This window comes from Streptomyces hundungensis, from assembly GCF_003627815.1.
Taxonomy (GTDB): Bacteria; Actinomycetota; Actinomycetes; order Streptomycetales; family Streptomycetaceae; genus Streptomyces; species Streptomyces hundungensis_A.
In genome coordinates, this window is record NZ_CP032698.1 from 5304360 (window position 1) to 5321486 (window position 17127).

Below are 17127 nucleotides of genomic sequence, written 5' to 3' on the forward strand. Positions count from 1 at the left end.
GTCGTTGGGCGTACGGCGGTTGAGCCGTCGGTCCTTCCCGGGCGGGCTGGCCGAAGGGACTTCCGCCGGACCACCACTTTCTCGTATGGTGGAAACAACTTTCCGAAAAGGGCCGCCCATTATCGGCTACCAGCCAGTAGGTGCGACCATCGGATGGCACCGCCGCGCCACAGCCGGGGCGGTGCTAGCAACGAAGCTAGGGAAAGCAGAGGAACACGGTCATGGCAACGGCGCCCAGCGTCTCGTACTCGATGACGGTCCGCCTTGAGGTGCCCGCCAGCGGCACGGCGGTCTCCCAGCTCACCACGGCCGTGGAGTCCTCCGGCGGATCGGTGACCGGCCTCGACGTGACCGCCTCCGGCCACGAGAAGCTGCGGATCGACGTCACCATCGCGGCCACCTCCACCTCGCACGCCGACGAGATCGTCGAGGAGCTGCGCGGCATCGAGGGCGTCAGCCTCGGCAAGGTCTCCGACCGTACGTTCCTGATGCACCTCGGCGGCAAGATCGAGATGCAGTCGAAGCACCCCATCCGCAACCGTGACGACCTCTCGATGATCTACACCCCGGGCGTCGCCCGGGTGTGCATGGCGATCGCCGAGAACCCCGAGGACGCCCGGCGCCTGACCATCAAGCGCAACACCGTCGCAGTCGTGACGGACGGCTCCGCGGTGCTCGGCCTCGGCAACATCGGCCCGATGGCCGCCATGCCGGTCATGGAGGGCAAGGCGGCCCTCTTCAAGCGCTTCGCCGACATCGACGCCTGGCCGCTGTGCCTGGACACCCAGGACACCGACGAGATCGTCGCCATCGTCAAGGCGATCGCCCCCGGCTTCGCGGGCATCAACCTCGAGGACATCTCCGCGCCGCGCTGCTTCGAGATCGAGGCGCGGCTGCGCGAGGCCCTCGACATCCCCGTCTTCCACGACGACCAGCACGGCACCGCGATCGTGGTGCTGGCCTCGCTGACCAACGCGCTGCGCGTGGTGGGCAAGGGAATGGGTGACGTACGCGTCGTCATGTCCGGCGCCGGCGCGGCCGGTACCGCCATCCTGAAGCTGCTGCTCGCGGCGGGCGTCAAGAACGCCGTCGTCGCCGACATCCACGGCGTGGTGCACGCGGGGCGCGAGGACCTGGTGGACGCGAGCCCCGAGTCCGCGCTGCGCTGGATCGCCGACAACACCAACCCCGAGGGCCTCACCGGCACCCTCAAGGAGGCCGTGGTCGGCGCCGACGTCTTCATCGGGGTCTCCGCCCCCAACGTCCTCAACGGCGACGACGTCGCCGCGATGGCCGAGGGCGCGATCGTGTTCGCGCTCGCGAACCCGGACCCCGAGGTGGACCCCGCGATCGCCCGCGAGACGGCGGCGGTCGTGGCCACCGGCCGCTCGGACTTCCCCAACCAGATCAACAACGTGCTGGTCTTCCCGGGTGTCTTCCGCGGCCTGCTCGACGCCCAGTCCCGCACCGTCAACACGGACATGATGCTGGCCGCCGCGGGCGCCCTCGCGGACGTCGTCGCCGAGGACGAGCTGAACGCGAACTACATCATCCCGTCGGTCTTCAACGACAAGGTCGCCGGGGCCGTCGCCGGGGCCGTCCGCACCGCCGCCAAGGCCGCCGGAGCCGCTGTGACAGGGCCCACGTCGGCCTGAGCTCCGGCGCGTCGCGGGATGCGGGCCCAGGAACGCCCCCTTAGGGTGGCGGACCATGACCCGCATCCGCACCGGCAACCCCCCGGCACCGTCCGAGGGGGCCCTCCACGGGGGTGCGCACGGGGTCGACGGAGCGTCACCACCCTGAGGCAGGGGCGCTTTTCGTGTGACTCGGTGTGACTCGGGAGGGTGCCGGATTGGCTTTCCCGCCACAGGTGGGGGCAGGATGCTCCCCCAAGGACTTCGTCCAGGGGGGACCCCCAGGACGCGAGGTCGTGCACACGGACCCGGGTCCGGGGACTGTCCGAGTGCCCTGGCAGCATCGGCTTCGCTGTATCCAACATGCGGCTACCGCCGCGTGGCACGCCTCACAGGCAAGAAGAACACGGGAGTAAGAACATGAACCGCAGTGAGCTGGTGGCCGCGCTGGCCGACCGCGCCGAGGTGACCCGCAAGGACGCCGACGCTGTCCTCGCCGCTCTCGCCGAGACGGTCGGCGAGATCGTCGCCAAGGGCGACGAGAAGGTCACCATCCCCGGCTTCCTGACCTTCGAGCGCACCCACCGTGCCGCTCGTACCGCTCGTAACCCGCAGACCGGCGACCCGATCAACATCCCGGCCGGCTACAGCGTGAAGGTCTCCGCGGGCTCGAAGCTCAAGGAAGCCGCCAAGGGCAAGTAAGCGCCCTTTGCTCTGCAAGGTCGCTCAGCAGCAACGCTGAGGGCGGTCACCCTGATCCCGGGGTGACCGCCCTCTCGCGTACCGCGAGCCCTTTCCACGAAGTTCCCCGGGCCCCCAAACCCGCTTTCGTCTGCGGACCGTGCGGGGCTGGTCGCGCAGTTCCCCGCGCCCCCTAACTGCTTGGTGCTGGGGCACCTTCAGCCTGTCCGGCGAATGAGGACGAGCGCCCTTTAGGCGCGATCGGGGTCTGGGGCAGAGCCCCAGGGGTCTTTGGCTGCGGACCGTGCGGGGCTGGGCGCGCAGTTCCCCGCGCCCCTAGCTACTCGGTGCTGGCCCGCATCGGCCACCTCAGCCCGTCCGGCGATTGAGGACGAGCGCCGTTCAGGCGCGATACGGGGTCTGGGGCGGAGCCCCAGGGGGCTCGGCCCAGCCAACCCAGTGGGCGAAGGGGCCCGGGGTCTGGGGCGGAGCCCCGGGGGGTTAGACCAGCGAACCGTTGGGGAGTTCGACCTTCGCGCCGAGGCTTTCGAGCTTCTCCATGAAGTTCTCGTAGCCCCGGTTGATCAGATCGATCCCGTGCACCCGGGACGTCCCCTGCGCCGCCAGCGCCGCGATGAGGTACGAGAACCCACCCCGCAGGTCCGGGATGACCAGATCCGCGCCCTGGAGCTTCGTGGGCCCGCTCACGACCGCGGAGTGCAGGAAGTTGCGCTGCCCGAAGCGGCAGTCGGAACCGCCCAGGCACTCGCGGTAGAGCTGGATGTGCGCACCCATCTGGTTGAGCGCCGAGGTGAACCCGAGCCGCGACTCGTACACCGTCTCGTGGACGATGGACAGGCCGGTGGCCTGGGTGAGGGCGACGACCAGCGGCTGCTGCCAGTCCGTCTGGAAGCCGGGGTGCACGTCCGTTTCGAGCGCGATCGACTTGAGCGAGCCCCCGGGGTGCCAGAAGCGGATGCCCTCGTCGTCGATCTCGAAGGCGCCGCCGACCTTCCGGTAGGTGTTCAGGAACGTCATCATCGAGCGCTGCTGGGCGCCGCGGACGTAGATGTTGCCCTCGGTCGCCAGCGCGGCGGACGCCCACGAGGCGGCCTCCAGGCGGTCCGAGAGGGCGCGGTGGGTGTACCCGCCGAGGGTGTCGACACCGGTGACCCGGATGGTCCGGTCGGTGTCCATGGCGATGATCGCGCCCATCTTCTGCAACACGCAGATGAGGTCCTCGATCTCGGGCTCCACCGCGGCGTTGGAGAGCTCGGTCACGCCCTCCGCCAGCACGGCGGTGAGCAGCACCTGCTCGGTCGCGCCGACCGAGGGGTAGGGCAGCGTGATCTTGCAACCGCGAAGGCGCTGGGGGGCCTCCAGGTACTGGCCGTCGGCGCGCTTCTCGATGGTCGCGCCGAACTGGCGGAGCACCTCGAAGTGGAAGTCGATCGGCCGGCCGCCGATGTCGCAGCCGCCGAGGCCCGGGATGAAGGCGTGGCCCAGGCGGTGCAGCAGCGGGCCGCAGAGCAGGATCGGGATCCGCGAGGAACCCGCGTGCGCGTCGATGTCGGCGACGTTGGCGGACTCGACGTGGGACGGGTCGAGAATCAGCTCGCCCGGCTCGTCGCCGGGGCGGACGGTGACGCCGTGCAGTTGCAGCAGGCCCCGCACGACGCGTACGTCGCGGATGTCGGGCACGTTGCGCAGTCTGCTCGGGCCGCTGCCGAGAAGGGCGGCGACCATCGCCTTCGGCACGAGGTTCTTCGCGCCGCGGACGCGGATCTCGCCCTCGAGCGGGGTTCCGCCGTGGACAAGCAGTACATCGTCTGTGCCGGTCATGAATCTCGCGTTCCGGAGTGGTCGGGCAAGGGGCAGGGATAAAGGGTAAGGGGCTTTCACCCCTGCCCCATAAGGCCTGGGAGGGTTCACGAAGGTAATGACTTCGCTACAGCACGCTCCGCGCAGGGAATTCAGCACAGCGTCACGGGTCGCGGCCGGTCCCCGCGACGGCGTGGCGGACGGGTGAAACGGGCGTGCGCCCCAGTGCTGCCGTGCGCTCCCCGCCGGGCCCGCTTATGCGGGATCATGTCCGCATGACCGAGGTGTCCTCGCTCACCGGGCGGCTGCTCGTCGCCACCCCCGCGCTCGCGGATCCCAACTTCGACCGCGCGGTGGTGCTGCTCCTCGACCACGACGAGGAGGGCACGCTCGGCGTGGTCCTGAACCGCCCGACGCCGGTCGGCGTGGGCGACATCCTGGAGTCCTGGGCGGGTCTCGCGGGCGAGCCCGGCGTGGTCTTCCAGGGCGGCCCGGTCTCCCTGGACTCGGCCCTGGGGGTCGCCGTCATCCCCGGCGACGAGGGGCCGCTCGGCTGGCGCCGGGTGTATGGGGCGATCGGCCTGGTCGACCTGGAGGCGCCCCCGGAACTGCTCGCGGCGGCGCTCGGCTCGCTGCGGATCTTCGCCGGGTACGCGGGCTGGGGCCCGGGCCAGTTGGAGGACGAGCTCACCGACGGCGCCTGGTACGTGGTCGAGTCGGAGCCCGGTGACGTCTCGTCCCCGGAACCGGAGAGCCTGTGGCGGGCGGTGCTGCGCCGCCAGCGCAGCGAGCTCGCGATGGTGGCCACCTATCCGGACGACCCCTCGCTCAATTGACGGCGGTGCCGACGCGCCGCCACCCGGCGCGCTCGCCTTCAGTACCCTTGGTGGTTATGAGCACTCTTGAGCCCGAGCGCGGGGCAGGTACGGGGACCCTCGTAGAGCCGACACCCCAGGTGTCGAACGGCGACGGCGACCACGAGCGCTTCGCCCACTACGTCCAGAAGGACAAGATCATGGCGAGCGCGCTGGACGGCACGCCCGTCGTCGCGCTCTGCGGCAAGGTCTGGGTGCCGGGGCGCGACCCGAAGAAGTACCCGGTCTGCCCGATGTGCAAGGAGATCTACGAGTCCATGGGCGCCGGCGGCGACAAGGACAAGGACAAGGGCGGCAAGGACAAGAAGTAAGCCCGGAATCGAAGCGGGCCCGGGCCTGAAGTAGGCCCGGGCCTGCGGGTTCGGGTGGGCGAGGGGTTTCCTTCGCGAACGGCCCCCGGGGTGTGCGTCACGCACACCCCGGGGGCCGTTCGCATGTGCGGAGTTGTCCAGACCTCTTGCGAGCGCTTTGCCTCCGCCATAGCCTCCTCCCTGTTGTGCAGTATGCGAAACGCTCGTTGCGTATGTTGCAACGGTCATGGGGAGGATTCCCGTAGTGAAGCTCTCTGCCCGAACCGCCTTGCCGCTGGCGGCACTTGCCCTCGCCGGCCTGGCCGCCTGCGCCCCGGGGACGTCCGACAACGGCGCGAAGAGCGACGACAAGAGCGGCACCCTGAGGGTCTGGCTCTTCCAGGAGGTGAACAACGGGCCCAAACAGCACGTCGTCGACCGGGCCGTGGCCGCCTTCGAGAAGTCCCACCAGGGGGCCCAGGTCCAGGTCGAGTACATACCCGTCGAGTCCCGCGCCCAGAAGATCAAGGCCGCCTTCAACGACCCCGGCTCCGCGCCCGACCTGATCGAGTACGGCAACACGGACACGGCCGGCTATGTGAAGGACGGCGGACTCGCCGAGGTGAGCGCCGAGTTCGTCGCCTGGGACGAGGCGAAGGACACCGACCCGACCGCCAAGCAGTCCGTCACGGTCGGCGGAAAGATCTACGGCGCCCCGCTGTTCGTGGGCGTACGCGCGCTGTACTACCGCACCGACGTCCTGAAGGAGCTGGGCCTCGCCGTGCCCAGGACGCAGGACGAGCTGATCGCGACCGCCAAGAAGATCCACCAGTCGAAGCCCGACCTCTACGGGCTCGTGGTCGGCGGCGCCTACACCTACGGGGCGCTGCCGTTCCTGTGGGCCAACGGGGGAGAACTGGCCACCGAGAACGGCGGAAAATACACCTCGGCCCTCGACGCCGAGCCCGCCCGCAAGGGCATCACGGCCTACACCTCGCTCTTCGGCGACGACAACTGCCCCGCCGCCAAGTGCGCGCAGATGGGCGGCAACGCCACCGTGACCGCGTTCGCGGGCGGCAAGGCGGCCATGGCGATCGGCGGCGACTTCAACCACGCCGCCGTCGACGCCGGCGCCGTCAAGGGCAAGTACGCCGTCGTGCCGCTGCCCGGCCGGGCCCCCGGCTCCATCGCCCCGGCCTTCGCGGGCGGCAACAACATCGGCGTACTGAAGAGCAGTTCGCACCGCACGCTCGCCGTCGGCCTCATGGAGCAGCTCGCCGGAAAGGCCACCCAGCGCGAACTCTTCGACGCGATGGGCTTCCTGCCGACCTACACCGACGTACGGGCCGACGTCGCGAAGAAGCAGCCCTTCGTCGAGCCGTTCGTGCGCACCCTGGCCGCGGGCGCCAAGTTCGTTCCCGCCTCGCCCGGTTGGGGCCGGATCGACTCCTCGCTGGTGCTGCCCACGATGTTCCAGGAGATCGTCAGCGGAAAGAAGGACGTGGCGAAGGCGTCATCGGACGCGGCGAAGAGGATGAACGACGTGTTCGGGGCGGCGGGTTGAGCCCGGCGACCGCCGAGCGCGCGACGGCCCCGGCGCCCCCGACCGGGCTCGCGCCGGGGCGCGCACGCGGCCGCCCGGTGCGCCGGGCCGGCTGGACCCCGTGGCTGTATCTGGCCCCCGCCCTCGCCGTCCTCGGCGCGCTCCTGGTCTACCCGATCTACCAACTCGGCCTGATCTCCTTCCTGGAGTACACCCAGGCCCAGGTCAGCGGCGGTGAGCCGACCAGCTTCCAGGGGTTCGGCAACTACGCCGAGCTGTTCTCGGACAGCCAGTTCTGGTCGGTGCTGCTCGCCACCCTCGTCTTCGCGGCGGCCTGCGTCCTGAGCACCCTCGCGGTCGGCTGCGCGCTGGCCGTCCTCCTCACGCGGGTACGCGCACTGCCCCGGCTCACCCTGATGCTGGCCGCGCTCGGCGCGTGGGCGACGCCCGCGATCACCGGCTCGACCGTGTGGCTGTTCCTCTTCGACCCCGACTTCGGCCCGGTCAACCGGGTCCTCGGCCTCGGCGACCACTCGTGGACGTACGGCCGCTACAGCGCGTTCCTGCTCGTCCTGCTCGAAGTGGTGTGGTGCTCCTTCCCGTTCGTGATGGTCACGGTGTACGCCGGGATCCGCGCCATCCCCGGCGAGGTCCTGGAGGCGGCCGCCCTCGACGGGGCCTCGCAGTGGCGGATCTGGCGGTCCGTCATGGTGCCGATGCTGCGCCCGATCCTCACCGTCGTCACGATCCAGTCCGTCATCTGGGACTTCAAGGTGTTCACCCAGATCTACGTCATGACCAACGGGGGCGGCATCGCCGGACAGAACCTGGTCCTCAACGTGTACGCGTACCAGAAGGCGTTCGCCTCGTCGCAGTACAGCCTCGGCTCGGCGATCGGCGTGGTGATGCTGCTGATCCTGCTCGCGGCGACGCTGGTGTATCTGCGGCTGCTGCGCCGCCAGGGGGAGGAACTGTGAGGTCCCTGACCGCCCTTTTCGCGGTACGGATCCGCAGGCCCGGGCGGCTGATCGCCGAGGGGGCCGCGCTCCTGGTGGCCGCGGTGGTGGCCTTCCCGCTGTACTGGATGGCCCTGTCCGCGTTCAAACCGGCGGGGGAGGTGCAGTCCAGCCACCCCAGGCCCTGGACCCTCGCGCCCTCCCTCGACTCCTTCCGCCGGGTCTTCTCGCAACAGGACTTCGGGCGGTACTTCCTCAACAGCCTGATCGTGGCCGGGTCCGTGGTGCTGCTCTCGGCGCTGATCGCCTTCCTCGCGGCCACCGCGGTGACCCGCTTCCGCTTCCGGTTCCGCACCACGCTGCTGATCATGTTCCTGGTGGCGCAGATGGTGCCGGTCGAGGCGCTGACGATCCCGCTCTTCTTCCTCATGCGGGACCTGGGGCAGCTCAACACGCTGGGCTCGCTGATCCTGCCGCACCTCGCGTTCTCGCTGCCCTTCGCGATCTGGATGCTGCGGGGGTTCGTGAAGGGGGTGCCGGTCGCGCTCGAGGAGGCGGCGGCGCTCGACGGTGCGAGCCGCACGCGCTTCCTGTGGCAGATCCTGTTCCCGCTGGTCTTCCCCGGGCTCGTGGCGACCAGCGTCTTCTCCTTCATCTCCGCGTGGAACGACTTCCTCTTCGCGAGGTCGTTCATCATCAGCGACACCTCGCAGTCCACGTTGCCGATGGCGCTGCTTGTCTTCTTCAAGCCGGACGAGAACGACTGGGGCGGGATCATGGCGGCGTCCACGGTCATGACCGTGCCGGTGCTGGTGTTCTTCGTGCTGGTCCAGCGGAGGCTGGTGAGCGGGTTTGGGGGCGCCCTCAAATAACCCCCTGGGCTCCGCCCCGGCCGGGGGGGTTGCCCACCCACCCACCCGTGCGGCGGGTTGGAGGGTTCGGCCCCCTGGGGCCCGCGGGTTCGCCCACCCCCCACCCGTGCAGCGCGTTGAACGGGCTGACCCCCTGGGGCTCCGCCCCAGACCCCGGGGGTCTGCCCACCCACCCGCCCGTGCAGCGGGTTGGTTGGTTCCGGGCCCCTGGGGCTCCGCCCCAGACCCCGGCGGGTTCGCCCGCCCACCCGCCCGTGTAGCGGGTTGGATGGTTCGGCCCCTGGGGCTGCGCCCCAGACCCCTGCGGGGGCTCTGCCCCCTGCACCCCCGTTCGCGCCTGAACGGCGCTCGTCCTCAATCGCCGGACAGGCTGTAGGTGCCCCCGCACCGAGCACTTAAGGGGCGCGAGGAACTGCGCGACCAGCCACGCACGGTGCGAGGACGAAAGGGGGGTCTAGGGGCGCGGGGAACTGCGCGACAAGCACCCCGGTCCACTCAGCCCCAACACCCTCCGCCCCCAACACCCCCCTCACCCACACCCCACCCCCACCCCCCCGAGAGGACCCCGATGGACATCGACCACCTCATCCCCGCCCCCACCCGCACCCACCCCACCCACCCCACCCCCACCCACCTCACCCCCACCACCACCCTCCACACCACCCCCGAAACCTCCCCCCTCGCCCCCCTCTTGAGGGGAACCATCGGGGTCGCGACAGGGCTCCCCCTCGCGGACGGCGGTGTCGGGGCCGAGCGGGTCGTGTTGCGGGTCAGGGCGGAGATCGGCGGGCGGCACGGCCCCGAGGCGTACCGGCTCTCCACCGACCGCTCCCACGAGGACGCCACCGTGCTCATCGAGGGCGGCACCCCCGCAGGCGTCTTCCGCGGGATCCAGACCCTGCGGCAGCTACTCGGCCCCGACGCCTTCCGCAGGGCTCCCGTCGAGCCGGGCCGCCGCCGGCGGCGCTGGGCGCTGCCGCAGGTCACCGTCGAGGACCACCCCCGCTTCGCCTGGCGCGGCCTCATGCTCGACGTGGCGCGGCACTTCATGCCGAAGGACGGCGTGCTGCGCTACCTCGACCTCATCGCCGCCCACAAGCTCAACGTCTTCCACTTCCACCTCACCGACGACCAGGGGTGGCGGATCGAGATCAAGCGCTACCCACGGCTCACCGAGGTCGGCGCGTGGCGCGGGCGGACCAAGTGGGGGCACCGCGCCTCGCCCCTGTGGGACGAGAAACCGCACGGCGGGTACTACACCCAGGACGACATCCGCGAGATCGTCGCCTACGCCGCCGAGCGCCATATTCGCGTCGTTCCCGAGATCGACCTCCCGGGACACTCGCAGGCCGCCATCGCCGCGTACCCTGAACTCGGCAACACCGACGTCATCGACACCGCCTCCCTCTCCGTCTGGGACACCTGGGGCGTCAATCCGAACGTACTCGCCCCCACCGACACCACCCTCCGCTTCTACGAAGGGGTGTTGGAGGAGGTGCTCGACCTCTTCCCCGAGGACGTCTCGCCCTTCATCCACATCGGCGGCGACGAGTGCCCCAAGGAGCAGTGGCAGAAGTCGGACGTCGCGCAGGAGCGGATCCGCGAACTCGGGCTCGCCGGTGAGAACGAGCTCCAGTCCTGGGTCATCCGGCACTTCGACACCTGGCTCAGCGCCCGTGGACGCCGACTCATCGGCTGGGACGAGATCCTGGAGGGCGGGCTCGCACCCGGCGCCGCCGTCTCGTCCTGGCGCGGATACGGCGCGGGGATCGCCGCCGCCGAGGCCGGGCACGACGTCGTGATGTGCCCCGAGCAGTACGTGTACCTCGACCACCGGCAGGCCGCGGGCGCCGACGAGCCCGTGCCCATCGGGTTCGTCCGCACCCTGGAGGACGTCTATCGCTTCGAGCCCGTTCCGCCTCAGCTCGATCCCGAGGCCGCCGCCCACATCCTGGGCACTCAGGCCAATGTCTGGACCGAGGTGATGGAGAACCAGTCCCGCGTCGACTACCAGGTGTTCCCCCGTCTCGCCGCCTTCGCCGAGGTCGCCTGGAGCGCACTGCCCGCCCCCGCCGACCGGGACTTCGCCGACTTCGAGCGCCGAATGACCGTCCACTACAAGCGCCTTGACGCGCTCGGCGTCGACTACCGCCCGCCCACCGGGCCGTTGCCCTGGCAGCAGCGCCCCAGCGTGCTCGGACGCCCGATCGAGGGGGCGCCCCCAAACAGGTGAGCCCCGCCCCAACGCGGCGCCCCACCGCCGCGCCCCTGAGAACGTGGCCCCGGGTCACGGCCGCCCCGGCCGCGCCCGGCTGCGAGGAAGACCGCTGTGACGAACTCCCGGGGTGCGGAACGAGGCGTACCGCATAAGTCGTACAAGGCTTGCGAAACCGGAACATTCCCCTGGTCGGGGACGGAAGCGCGCTTCGTGGACCCTCCCGTCGCGCGGTCCGGAAGATGTGCCAGAGTTGCCACGTCCGGGCTGTGAGCACGTACGGTACGGCCATCAGCAGGTGGCCACAGACGGCACAGTCGTACGGCCGGGACACCGGGAAGGGGCAGCTGGGTTGACCACGCACGCACCGCAGGCGGCGCAGTCGGTGACGCTGCCTGCCTCACTGGACGAGGCCGTGGCGGCGCTCGCGGCCATGCCTGCCGCCGTGCCCGTCGCGGGCGGCACCGATCTGATGGCGGCCGTGAACCGGGGCCTGCTGCGCCCCGCCGGCCTCGTCGGGCTCGGCCGGATCAACGAAATCCGCGGCTGGCAGTACCAGGACGGCCACGCCCTGCTCGGTGCCGGTCTCACCCACGCCCGGATGGGGCGCCCGGACTTCGCGGCGCTCATCCCGGCGCTCGCCGCCGCCGCGCGCGCCGCCGGGCCCCCGCAGATCCGCAACGCGGGCACCCTCGGCGGCAACATCGCCTCCAACGCCCCGACCGGTGACGCGCTGCCCGTACTCGCCGCGCTCGAAGCCACCCTGGTCATCGCGGGTCCGGACGCCGCCCGGCGCGAGATCCCCGTATCGCACCTGCTGGCCGGCCGGGACATGCTCGCCCCGGCCGAGTTGATCGGTTATGTCCGGGTGCCGCTGTTGCACGCCCCCCAAGTTTTCCTCAAGGCGACCGGCCGCACCGGTCCCGGCCGGGCCACCGCCTCGGTCGCCGTCGTCCTCGACCCGGCCCGGCGCGGAGTGCGCTGCGCGGTCGGCGCCATCGCGCCCATGCCGCTGCGCCCCCTGGAGGCCGAGCGCTGGATCGCCTCGCTCATCGACTGGGACGGCGAGCGCGCCGCGCTGGCCCCCGAGGCGCTCGGCGCGTTCGGCGAGTACGTGGCCGCCGCCTGCATCCCGGACCCGGCGCCACCCGCGGACGGCTCACCGCCCCCGCCGCTCTCGCCCGCCGTACTGCATCTGCGGCGCACCGTCGCCGCGTTGGCCCGACGAGCACTGGGGAGGGCGCTGTCGTGACCGACCGGAACAATGAGCACGAGCCCGAGCGCGGACACGAGAACGACTACGGCCGCGGACGCGAGAACGAGTACGAGTACGGGTACGGGCGCGGGCCCGAGAGCGAGAACGAGAACGAGTACGGGCAACCGCACCAGTACGGCTACGGCCAGGCGCCCCGGCACGGTGCCTGGGAGCCGGTGCCGCACGGCGGCGAGTACGAGCCCGACGCCACCGCGTTCGTCCAGCTGCCCCCGGACATGGACATGATGGGCGCCCCCCTCGCGGCGCCCGGCCACGGCTACGTACCGCCGATGATCGTGCCGCTCACCCCGCTCGCTGCGACGGACCCGGGGGCCACCGGCATCTGGCGCATCCCGACCGAACCGGCCGAGCCCGCCGAGTCGAGCGAGCCAGGCGACCAGGGCGCGCCCGGCGCGTCCGGGGCCCACCCCGCGCCCGGCGCGCAGACCGTGGTGTGGCCGGAGCCCCCCGCGCCCACGCCCCTGCCCGCGAGCTCCGCCCAGCCCGCCCACGACCCCTCCGCCACGGCCCAGTGGCACTTCCCCGACGAGCCTTCGCTCGCGGGCACCGGCCAGTGGACGATCCCGGTCGCCGAGGGTGAACTCCCGGAAGAATCGGGCGAGTTCACGACCTCCGCGCTGATCGAGCAGTGGGGTTCGACCCCGCCCGCCACCCTCCCCGGCGGCGCCCCCGCCCCCTGGGCCCACCAGTTCCCGGAGCCCCCGCAGGAGCCCCTGCCGGACCCCGCGCAGGAGCCGCTGCCGGTCCCCTCGCCCGAGGCCCATGCGCCCACGCCGGGGCACGCGCCCCTCGCGGCCGACCACCCCGCGAACGCCCTGGACGTGCACCACGACGTCCGCCCTGACGTGCACCACGACGTCCACCCTCACGAGGCCCCGGACGCCCCGCTCGCCCCGGACGCCTCAGAAGTCCCCGTACTCCCGGGAGCGCTGGAGGCGCCCTCGGCGGCGCACGCGCCGGTGGTACCGGACGTCCATGACGTGGCGGAGGCAGGCGCGATGCCCGCCCCCGCCTCCGTACCCGAGTCCCGGCCCCACCCCCAGCCCCACCCCGCGTCGGAACCGCGGCCCGAGTCCCCGGCGGCGCCGACTGCGCCGGAGTCGCTCCCCGAGGAGCTCGTCGCCGTCGAGCCCCTGGCCGAAGCCGTACCGGAATCCCACGGTATGTCCGAGGCGGCCGTATTGGCCGAGTTGGCCGAGTTGGCCGGGGCACCCGAGGCGGAGCTCGCGCCCGGAACAGGAACCGGAACCGGGGCCGAAACCGCGGCCCTCCCCGGGACCCCCGAGCCCACCGACGCCCCCGACGCGACCGGCACCACCGACACCCCCGCGCCCTCCGGGGCATCAGGAACCGACCGCGGGACCGACCTCGCAATCGACCTCGGGACCGACCCCGGCGACGCCACCCCCGATGCCGAGCCGACCCCCGCCGTCACCATCGCGCCGGACCTCGAACACCCCCGCGCCTCCTACGTGTTGCGGGTCAACGGCGCCGACCGCCCCGTGACCGAGGCCTGGGTGGGGGAGTCGCTGCTGTACGTGCTGCGCGAGCGGCTCGGGCTCGCCGGGGCCAAGGACGGCTGTTCGCAGGGCGAGTGCGGGGCGTGCAACGTCCAGGTGGACGGGCGGCTCGTCGCCTCCTGCCTGGTGCCCGCGGCGACCGCCGCCGGCAGTGAGGTGCGTACCGTCGAGGGGCTCGCCACCGACGGCGAACCCTCCGACGTGCAGCGCGCGCTGGCCGAGTGCGGCGCCGTCCAGTGCGGCTTCTGCATCCCCGGCATGGCCATGACCGTGCACGACCTCCTCGAGGGCAACCACGCCCCCACCGAGCTCGAAACGCGCCAGGCGCTCTGCGGCAACCTGTGCCGCTGCTCCGGCTACCGCGGCGTGCTCGACGCCGTGAAGGACGTGGTGGCGGGCCGCGAGGCCGCCGGTGCCCTGGCCGAAGAGGCCCGCATTCCGCACCAGGCACCCCCCGGGGCCGGCAGCGCCATGCCCCCGCACACGCACGACGGAGGCATGGCGTGAGCAACGACGCAGCCACCGCGACGGTCGAAGGCGCCACCTCGGTGGCGGGGCCGGAGCAGCAGCCGCCCGCACACGGGATCGGCGCGTCGCTCGCGCCGGTCGACGCGCGGGCGAAGACGGAGGGGACCTTCCCCTACGCGGCCGACCTGTGGGCCGAGGGCCTGCTGTGGGCGGCCGTGCTGCGCGCCCCGCACGCGTACGCCCGGATCGTCTCGATCGACACCGCGGCCGCCGCCGCCATGCCGGGCGTACGGGCCGTGGTGACCCACGCCGACGTGCCGGGCGACCCGGCGTTCGGCCGCCGCATCGCCGACCGTCCCGTCTTCGCGGCCGAGTACGTACGCCACCACGGCGAGCCCATCGCCGCCGTGGCCGCCGACCACCCGGACACCGCGCGCCTGGCGGCCGCGGCGATCGCCGTTGAGTACGAGGTGCTCGAACCGGTCACCGACCCGGAGAAGGCGTTCACGGCCGAACCCCTGCACCCCGACGGCAACTTGATCCGCCACATCCCGCTCCAGTACGGCGACCCCGAGGTCACCGGCGACGTGGTGGTCGAGGGTCTGTACCGGATCGGCCGCCAGGACCCGGCCCCGATCGGCGCCGAGGCCGGCCTCGCCGTGCCGCGCCCCGACGGCGGCGTGGAGCTGTACACCGCCTCCACCGACCCGCACGGCGACCGCGACGCGGCGGCCGTCTGCTTCGGTCTGGAGCCGGATCGCGTCAAGGTCGTCGTCACCGGGGTGCCCGGCGCGACCGGTGACCGCGAGGACCTCGGCTTCCAACTCCCGCTCGGCCTGCTGGCGTTGAAGACGGGCTGCCCGGTCAAGCTGACCGCGACCCGCGAGGAGTCCTTCCTCGGCCACGCCCACCGCCACCCCACCCTGCTGCGCTACCGCCACCACGCGGACGCCGAGGGCCGCCTGGTCAAGGTCGAGGCGCAGATCCTCCTCGACGCGGGCGCCTACGCCGAGGCGTCCGCCGAATCCCTGGCCGCCGCCGTCGCGTTCGCCTGCGGGCCCTATGTCGTGCCGCACGCCTTTGTCGAGGGCTGGGCGGTGCGCACCAACAACCCGCCGTCCGGCCATGTCCGGGGCGAGGGCGCGATGCAGGTGTGCGCGGCCTACGAGGGCCAAATGGACAAGCTGGCCGCCAAGTTGGGCATCGATCCGGCCGAGCTGCGGATGCGCAACGTGCTCGCCACCGGCGACCTGCTGCCCACCGGCCAGACGGTGACCTGCCCGGCGCCGGTCGCCGAACTCCTGGGCGCGGTACGGGACTTCCCGCTCCCGACCCTCCCCAAGGACGCCCCCGAGGACGACTGGCTGCTGCCGGGCGGGCCCGAGGGCGCGGGCGAGCCGGACGCGGTGCGGCGCGGTGTCGGCTACGCGCTCGGCATGGTGCACATGCTCGGCGCGGAGGGCACCGACGAGGTCTCCACGGCCACGGTCAAGGTCCACGACGGCGTCGCCACGGTCATCTGCGCGGCCGTCGAGACCGGCCAGGGCTTCACCACGCTCGCCCGCCAGATCGTCCAGGAGACCCTGGGCATCGAAGAGGTGCACGTCGCGCCGGTCGACACCGACCAGCCCCCGGCGGGCCCCGCCACCCACGGCCGGCACACCTGGGTCTCCGGCGGCGCGGTGGAACGCGCGGCCAAGATGGTCCGCACCCAGCTGCTCCAGCCGCTTGCGCACAAGTTCGGCATGTCCACGGAGCTGCTCCAGATCGCGGACGGCAAGATCACCTCGTACGACGGCGTCCTGTCGACCACGGTCACCGAGGCGATGGACGGCAAGGAGCTGTGGGCCACCGCCCAGTGCCGCCCGCACCCCACCGAGCCGCTCGACGAGACCGGCCAGGGCGACGCGTTCGTGGGCCTCGCGTTCTGCGCGATCCGCGCCGTCGTGGACGTCGACATCGAGCTGGGCTCCGTCCGGGTCGTCGAACTCGCGGTGGCCCAGGACGTCGGCCGGATCCTCAACCCCCGCCAGTTGACGGCCCGTATCGAGGCCGGAGTGACCCAGGGCGTGGGCGCGGCCCTGACCGAGAACCTCCGTACGGTACGCGGCCGGATCCGCCACCCCGACCTCACCGGCTACGCGCTGCCGACCGCCTTGGACGCCCCCGACATCCGCATCGTGAAGCTGGTCGAGGAGCGGGACGTGGTGGCCCCCTTCGGCGCGAAGGCGGCCAGCGCCGTCCCGGTCGTGACCTGCCCGGCCGCGATCGCCTCCGCGGTCCGCGCCGCGACCGGCCGACCGGTCAACCGCCTCCCGATCCGGCCCCAGGCGGCGGTGGTCCAGCAGGGCTAGGCGCGCGCGGTTTCCCCCGGCCAGGCCCGCTCCCGTGCGGCCGGGCCCGCTCCCGTCCGGGCGCGCGCCGTTCCCTCGGCGGGGTGACGCCGGGGATGCGAGCGCCTCCGCCCCGCCCCGTCCATCGTTCCCGACCACCCCTCGACGCCATACCGTGACGGTCCGCGTACCGTACGCTGCTGGCGCAGGGACGGTAACCGACGTGCGGGGTACGGGAGTTGGGCATGGCGTCAGGGGCGGCAGCAGGAACGCAGGGGACCCGTGGGGTCGAGGGGGCGCCGGGGGCGGACGGTGGCGATCTCGTCGCCCACGCCGACGACCTCGGGCTGATCGGCTCGGACGCGTACAAGCTGTACGACGGCTTCCGTCGCGACGGCGACCACGCGAGGGCGGCCACCTTCGAGGCGGCGCGCGCCCTGAGCGCGGACAACTTCACCAGCGGCGCCGCCCTGATGAGGCTCCACGACACCTGGCAGAGCCAGTACACGACGCTCCGCGACGCCTGCGCGCAGATCTCCAACCACCTCGACCACTCGACCGCCCAGCACGCGAAGGACGACGCGCGCGTGCGGGGCTCGCTGACCGCGGTGTCCGTACTCAGTGACTACATCAACTAGCGGGC

Annotated in this window: 13 protein-coding genes; 12 read left to right on the plus strand and 1 reads right to left on the minus strand. The window is 72.1% G+C overall.

Annotated features, from left to right (window positions below; all coding sequences use genetic code 11):
• The first annotated feature begins 221 nt into the window (after nt 1-221).
• Nucleotides 222-1655 carry an NAD-dependent malic enzyme gene (locus DWB77_RS23520; RefSeq protein WP_120723133.1) on the plus strand — a complete coding sequence of 478 codons (1434 nt, stop codon included), beginning with the start codon at nt 222-224 and terminating at the stop codon, nt 1653-1655.
• A 399-nt stretch (nt 1656-2054) separates the two neighbouring features.
• Nucleotides 2055-2336, plus strand: coding sequence for an HU family DNA-binding protein (locus DWB77_RS23525; protein WP_003968811.1), 282 nt, complete (start codon nt 2055-2057; stop codon nt 2334-2336).
• A 480-nt stretch (nt 2337-2816) separates the two neighbouring features.
• Here the strand turns inward: DWB77_RS23525 and murA are convergent, their stop codons facing one another.
• Nucleotides 2817-4157, minus strand: a complete 1341-nt coding sequence (gene murA, locus DWB77_RS23530; RefSeq protein WP_120723134.1) for a UDP-N-acetylglucosamine 1-carboxyvinyltransferase — start codon at nt 4155-4157, stop codon at nt 2817-2819.
• Between the two features lie 254 nt (nt 4158-4411).
• Between murA and DWB77_RS23535 the strand changes: the two genes are divergently transcribed.
• The 10 genes from DWB77_RS23535 to DWB77_RS23580 all read left to right on the plus strand — a co-directional run bounded on the left by DWB77_RS23535 (nt 4412) and on the right by DWB77_RS23580 (nt 17122).
• Nucleotides 4412-4972, plus strand: coding sequence for a YqgE/AlgH family protein (locus tag DWB77_RS23535; protein ID WP_053727200.1), 561 nt, complete (start codon nt 4412-4414; stop codon nt 4970-4972).
• 56 nt (nt 4973-5028) lie between these two features.
• Complete coding sequence (locus DWB77_RS23540) at nt 5029-5322, plus strand: DUF3039 domain-containing protein (RefSeq protein ID WP_100578609.1); 294 nt, start codon at nt 5029-5031, stop codon at nt 5320-5322.
• A 244-nt stretch (nt 5323-5566) separates the two neighbouring features.
• A complete protein-coding gene (locus DWB77_RS23545) occupies nt 5567-6865 on the plus strand; it encodes an extracellular solute-binding protein (RefSeq protein ID WP_120723135.1) in 1299 nt (432 codons plus the stop codon).
• Nucleotides 6862-7821 (plus strand): carbohydrate ABC transporter permease, encoded by a 960-nt coding sequence (locus DWB77_RS23550; protein WP_120723136.1) that lies wholly within the window; start codon nt 6862-6864, stop codon nt 7819-7821. Before DWB77_RS23545 ends, DWB77_RS23550 begins: the two co-directional genes overlap by 4 nt.
• Before the next feature lie 5 nt (nt 7822-7826).
• Nucleotides 7827-8672, plus strand: a complete 846-nt coding sequence (locus tag DWB77_RS23555) for a carbohydrate ABC transporter permease (protein ID WP_120728151.1) — start codon at nt 7827-7829, stop codon at nt 8670-8672.
• Nucleotides 8673-9240: 568 nt separating this feature from the next.
• On the plus strand, nt 9241-10905 hold the full coding sequence (locus DWB77_RS23560; protein ID WP_120723137.1) for a beta-N-acetylhexosaminidase: 1665 nt from the start codon (nt 9241-9243) through the stop codon (nt 10903-10905).
• Nucleotides 10906-11239: 334 nt separating this feature from the next.
• Entirely contained in the window at nt 11240-12139 is a 900-nt protein-coding gene (locus tag DWB77_RS23565) for an FAD binding domain-containing protein (protein WP_120723138.1), read from the plus strand.
• Nucleotides 12136-14190, plus strand: a complete 2055-nt coding sequence (locus DWB77_RS23570) for a 2Fe-2S iron-sulfur cluster-binding protein (RefSeq protein ID WP_246033619.1) — start codon at nt 12136-12138, stop codon at nt 14188-14190. Before DWB77_RS23565 ends, DWB77_RS23570 begins: the two co-directional genes overlap by 4 nt.
• Complete coding sequence (locus DWB77_RS23575; RefSeq protein ID WP_120723139.1) at nt 14187-16505, plus strand: xanthine dehydrogenase family protein molybdopterin-binding subunit; 2319 nt, start codon at nt 14187-14189, stop codon at nt 16503-16505. Before DWB77_RS23570 ends, DWB77_RS23575 begins: the two co-directional genes overlap by 4 nt.
• A 224-nt stretch (nt 16506-16729) precedes the next feature.
• Nucleotides 16730-17122, plus strand: a complete 393-nt coding sequence (locus DWB77_RS23580) for a hypothetical protein (protein ID WP_216826865.1) — start codon at nt 16730-16732, stop codon at nt 17120-17122.
• Nucleotides 17123-17127 lie beyond the last annotated feature (5 nt).

Bases quoted from the DNA above. Each gene is read 5' to 3' on its own strand.
- DWB77_RS23520 (WP_120723133.1), top strand. From the start codon at position 222: ATGGCAACGGCGCCCAGCGTCTCGTACTCGATGACGGTCCGCCTTGAG.
- DWB77_RS23525 (WP_003968811.1), top strand. From the start codon at position 2,055: ATGAACCGCAGTGAGCTGGTGGCCGCGCTGGCCGACCGCGCCGAGGTG.
- murA (WP_120723134.1), bottom strand. From the start codon at position 4,157: ATGACCGGCACAGACGATGTACTGCTTGTCCACGGCGGAACCCCGCTC.
- DWB77_RS23535 (WP_053727200.1), top strand. From the start codon at position 4,412: ATGACCGAGGTGTCCTCGCTCACCGGGCGGCTGCTCGTCGCCACCCCC.
- DWB77_RS23540 (WP_100578609.1), top strand. From the start codon at position 5,029: ATGAGCACTCTTGAGCCCGAGCGCGGGGCAGGTACGGGGACCCTCGTA.
- DWB77_RS23560 (WP_120723137.1), top strand. From the start codon at position 9,241: ATGGACATCGACCACCTCATCCCCGCCCCCACCCGCACCCACCCCACC.
- DWB77_RS23580 (WP_216826865.1), top strand. From the start codon at position 16,730: ATGGCGTCAGGGGCGGCAGCAGGAACGCAGGGGACCCGTGGGGTCGAG.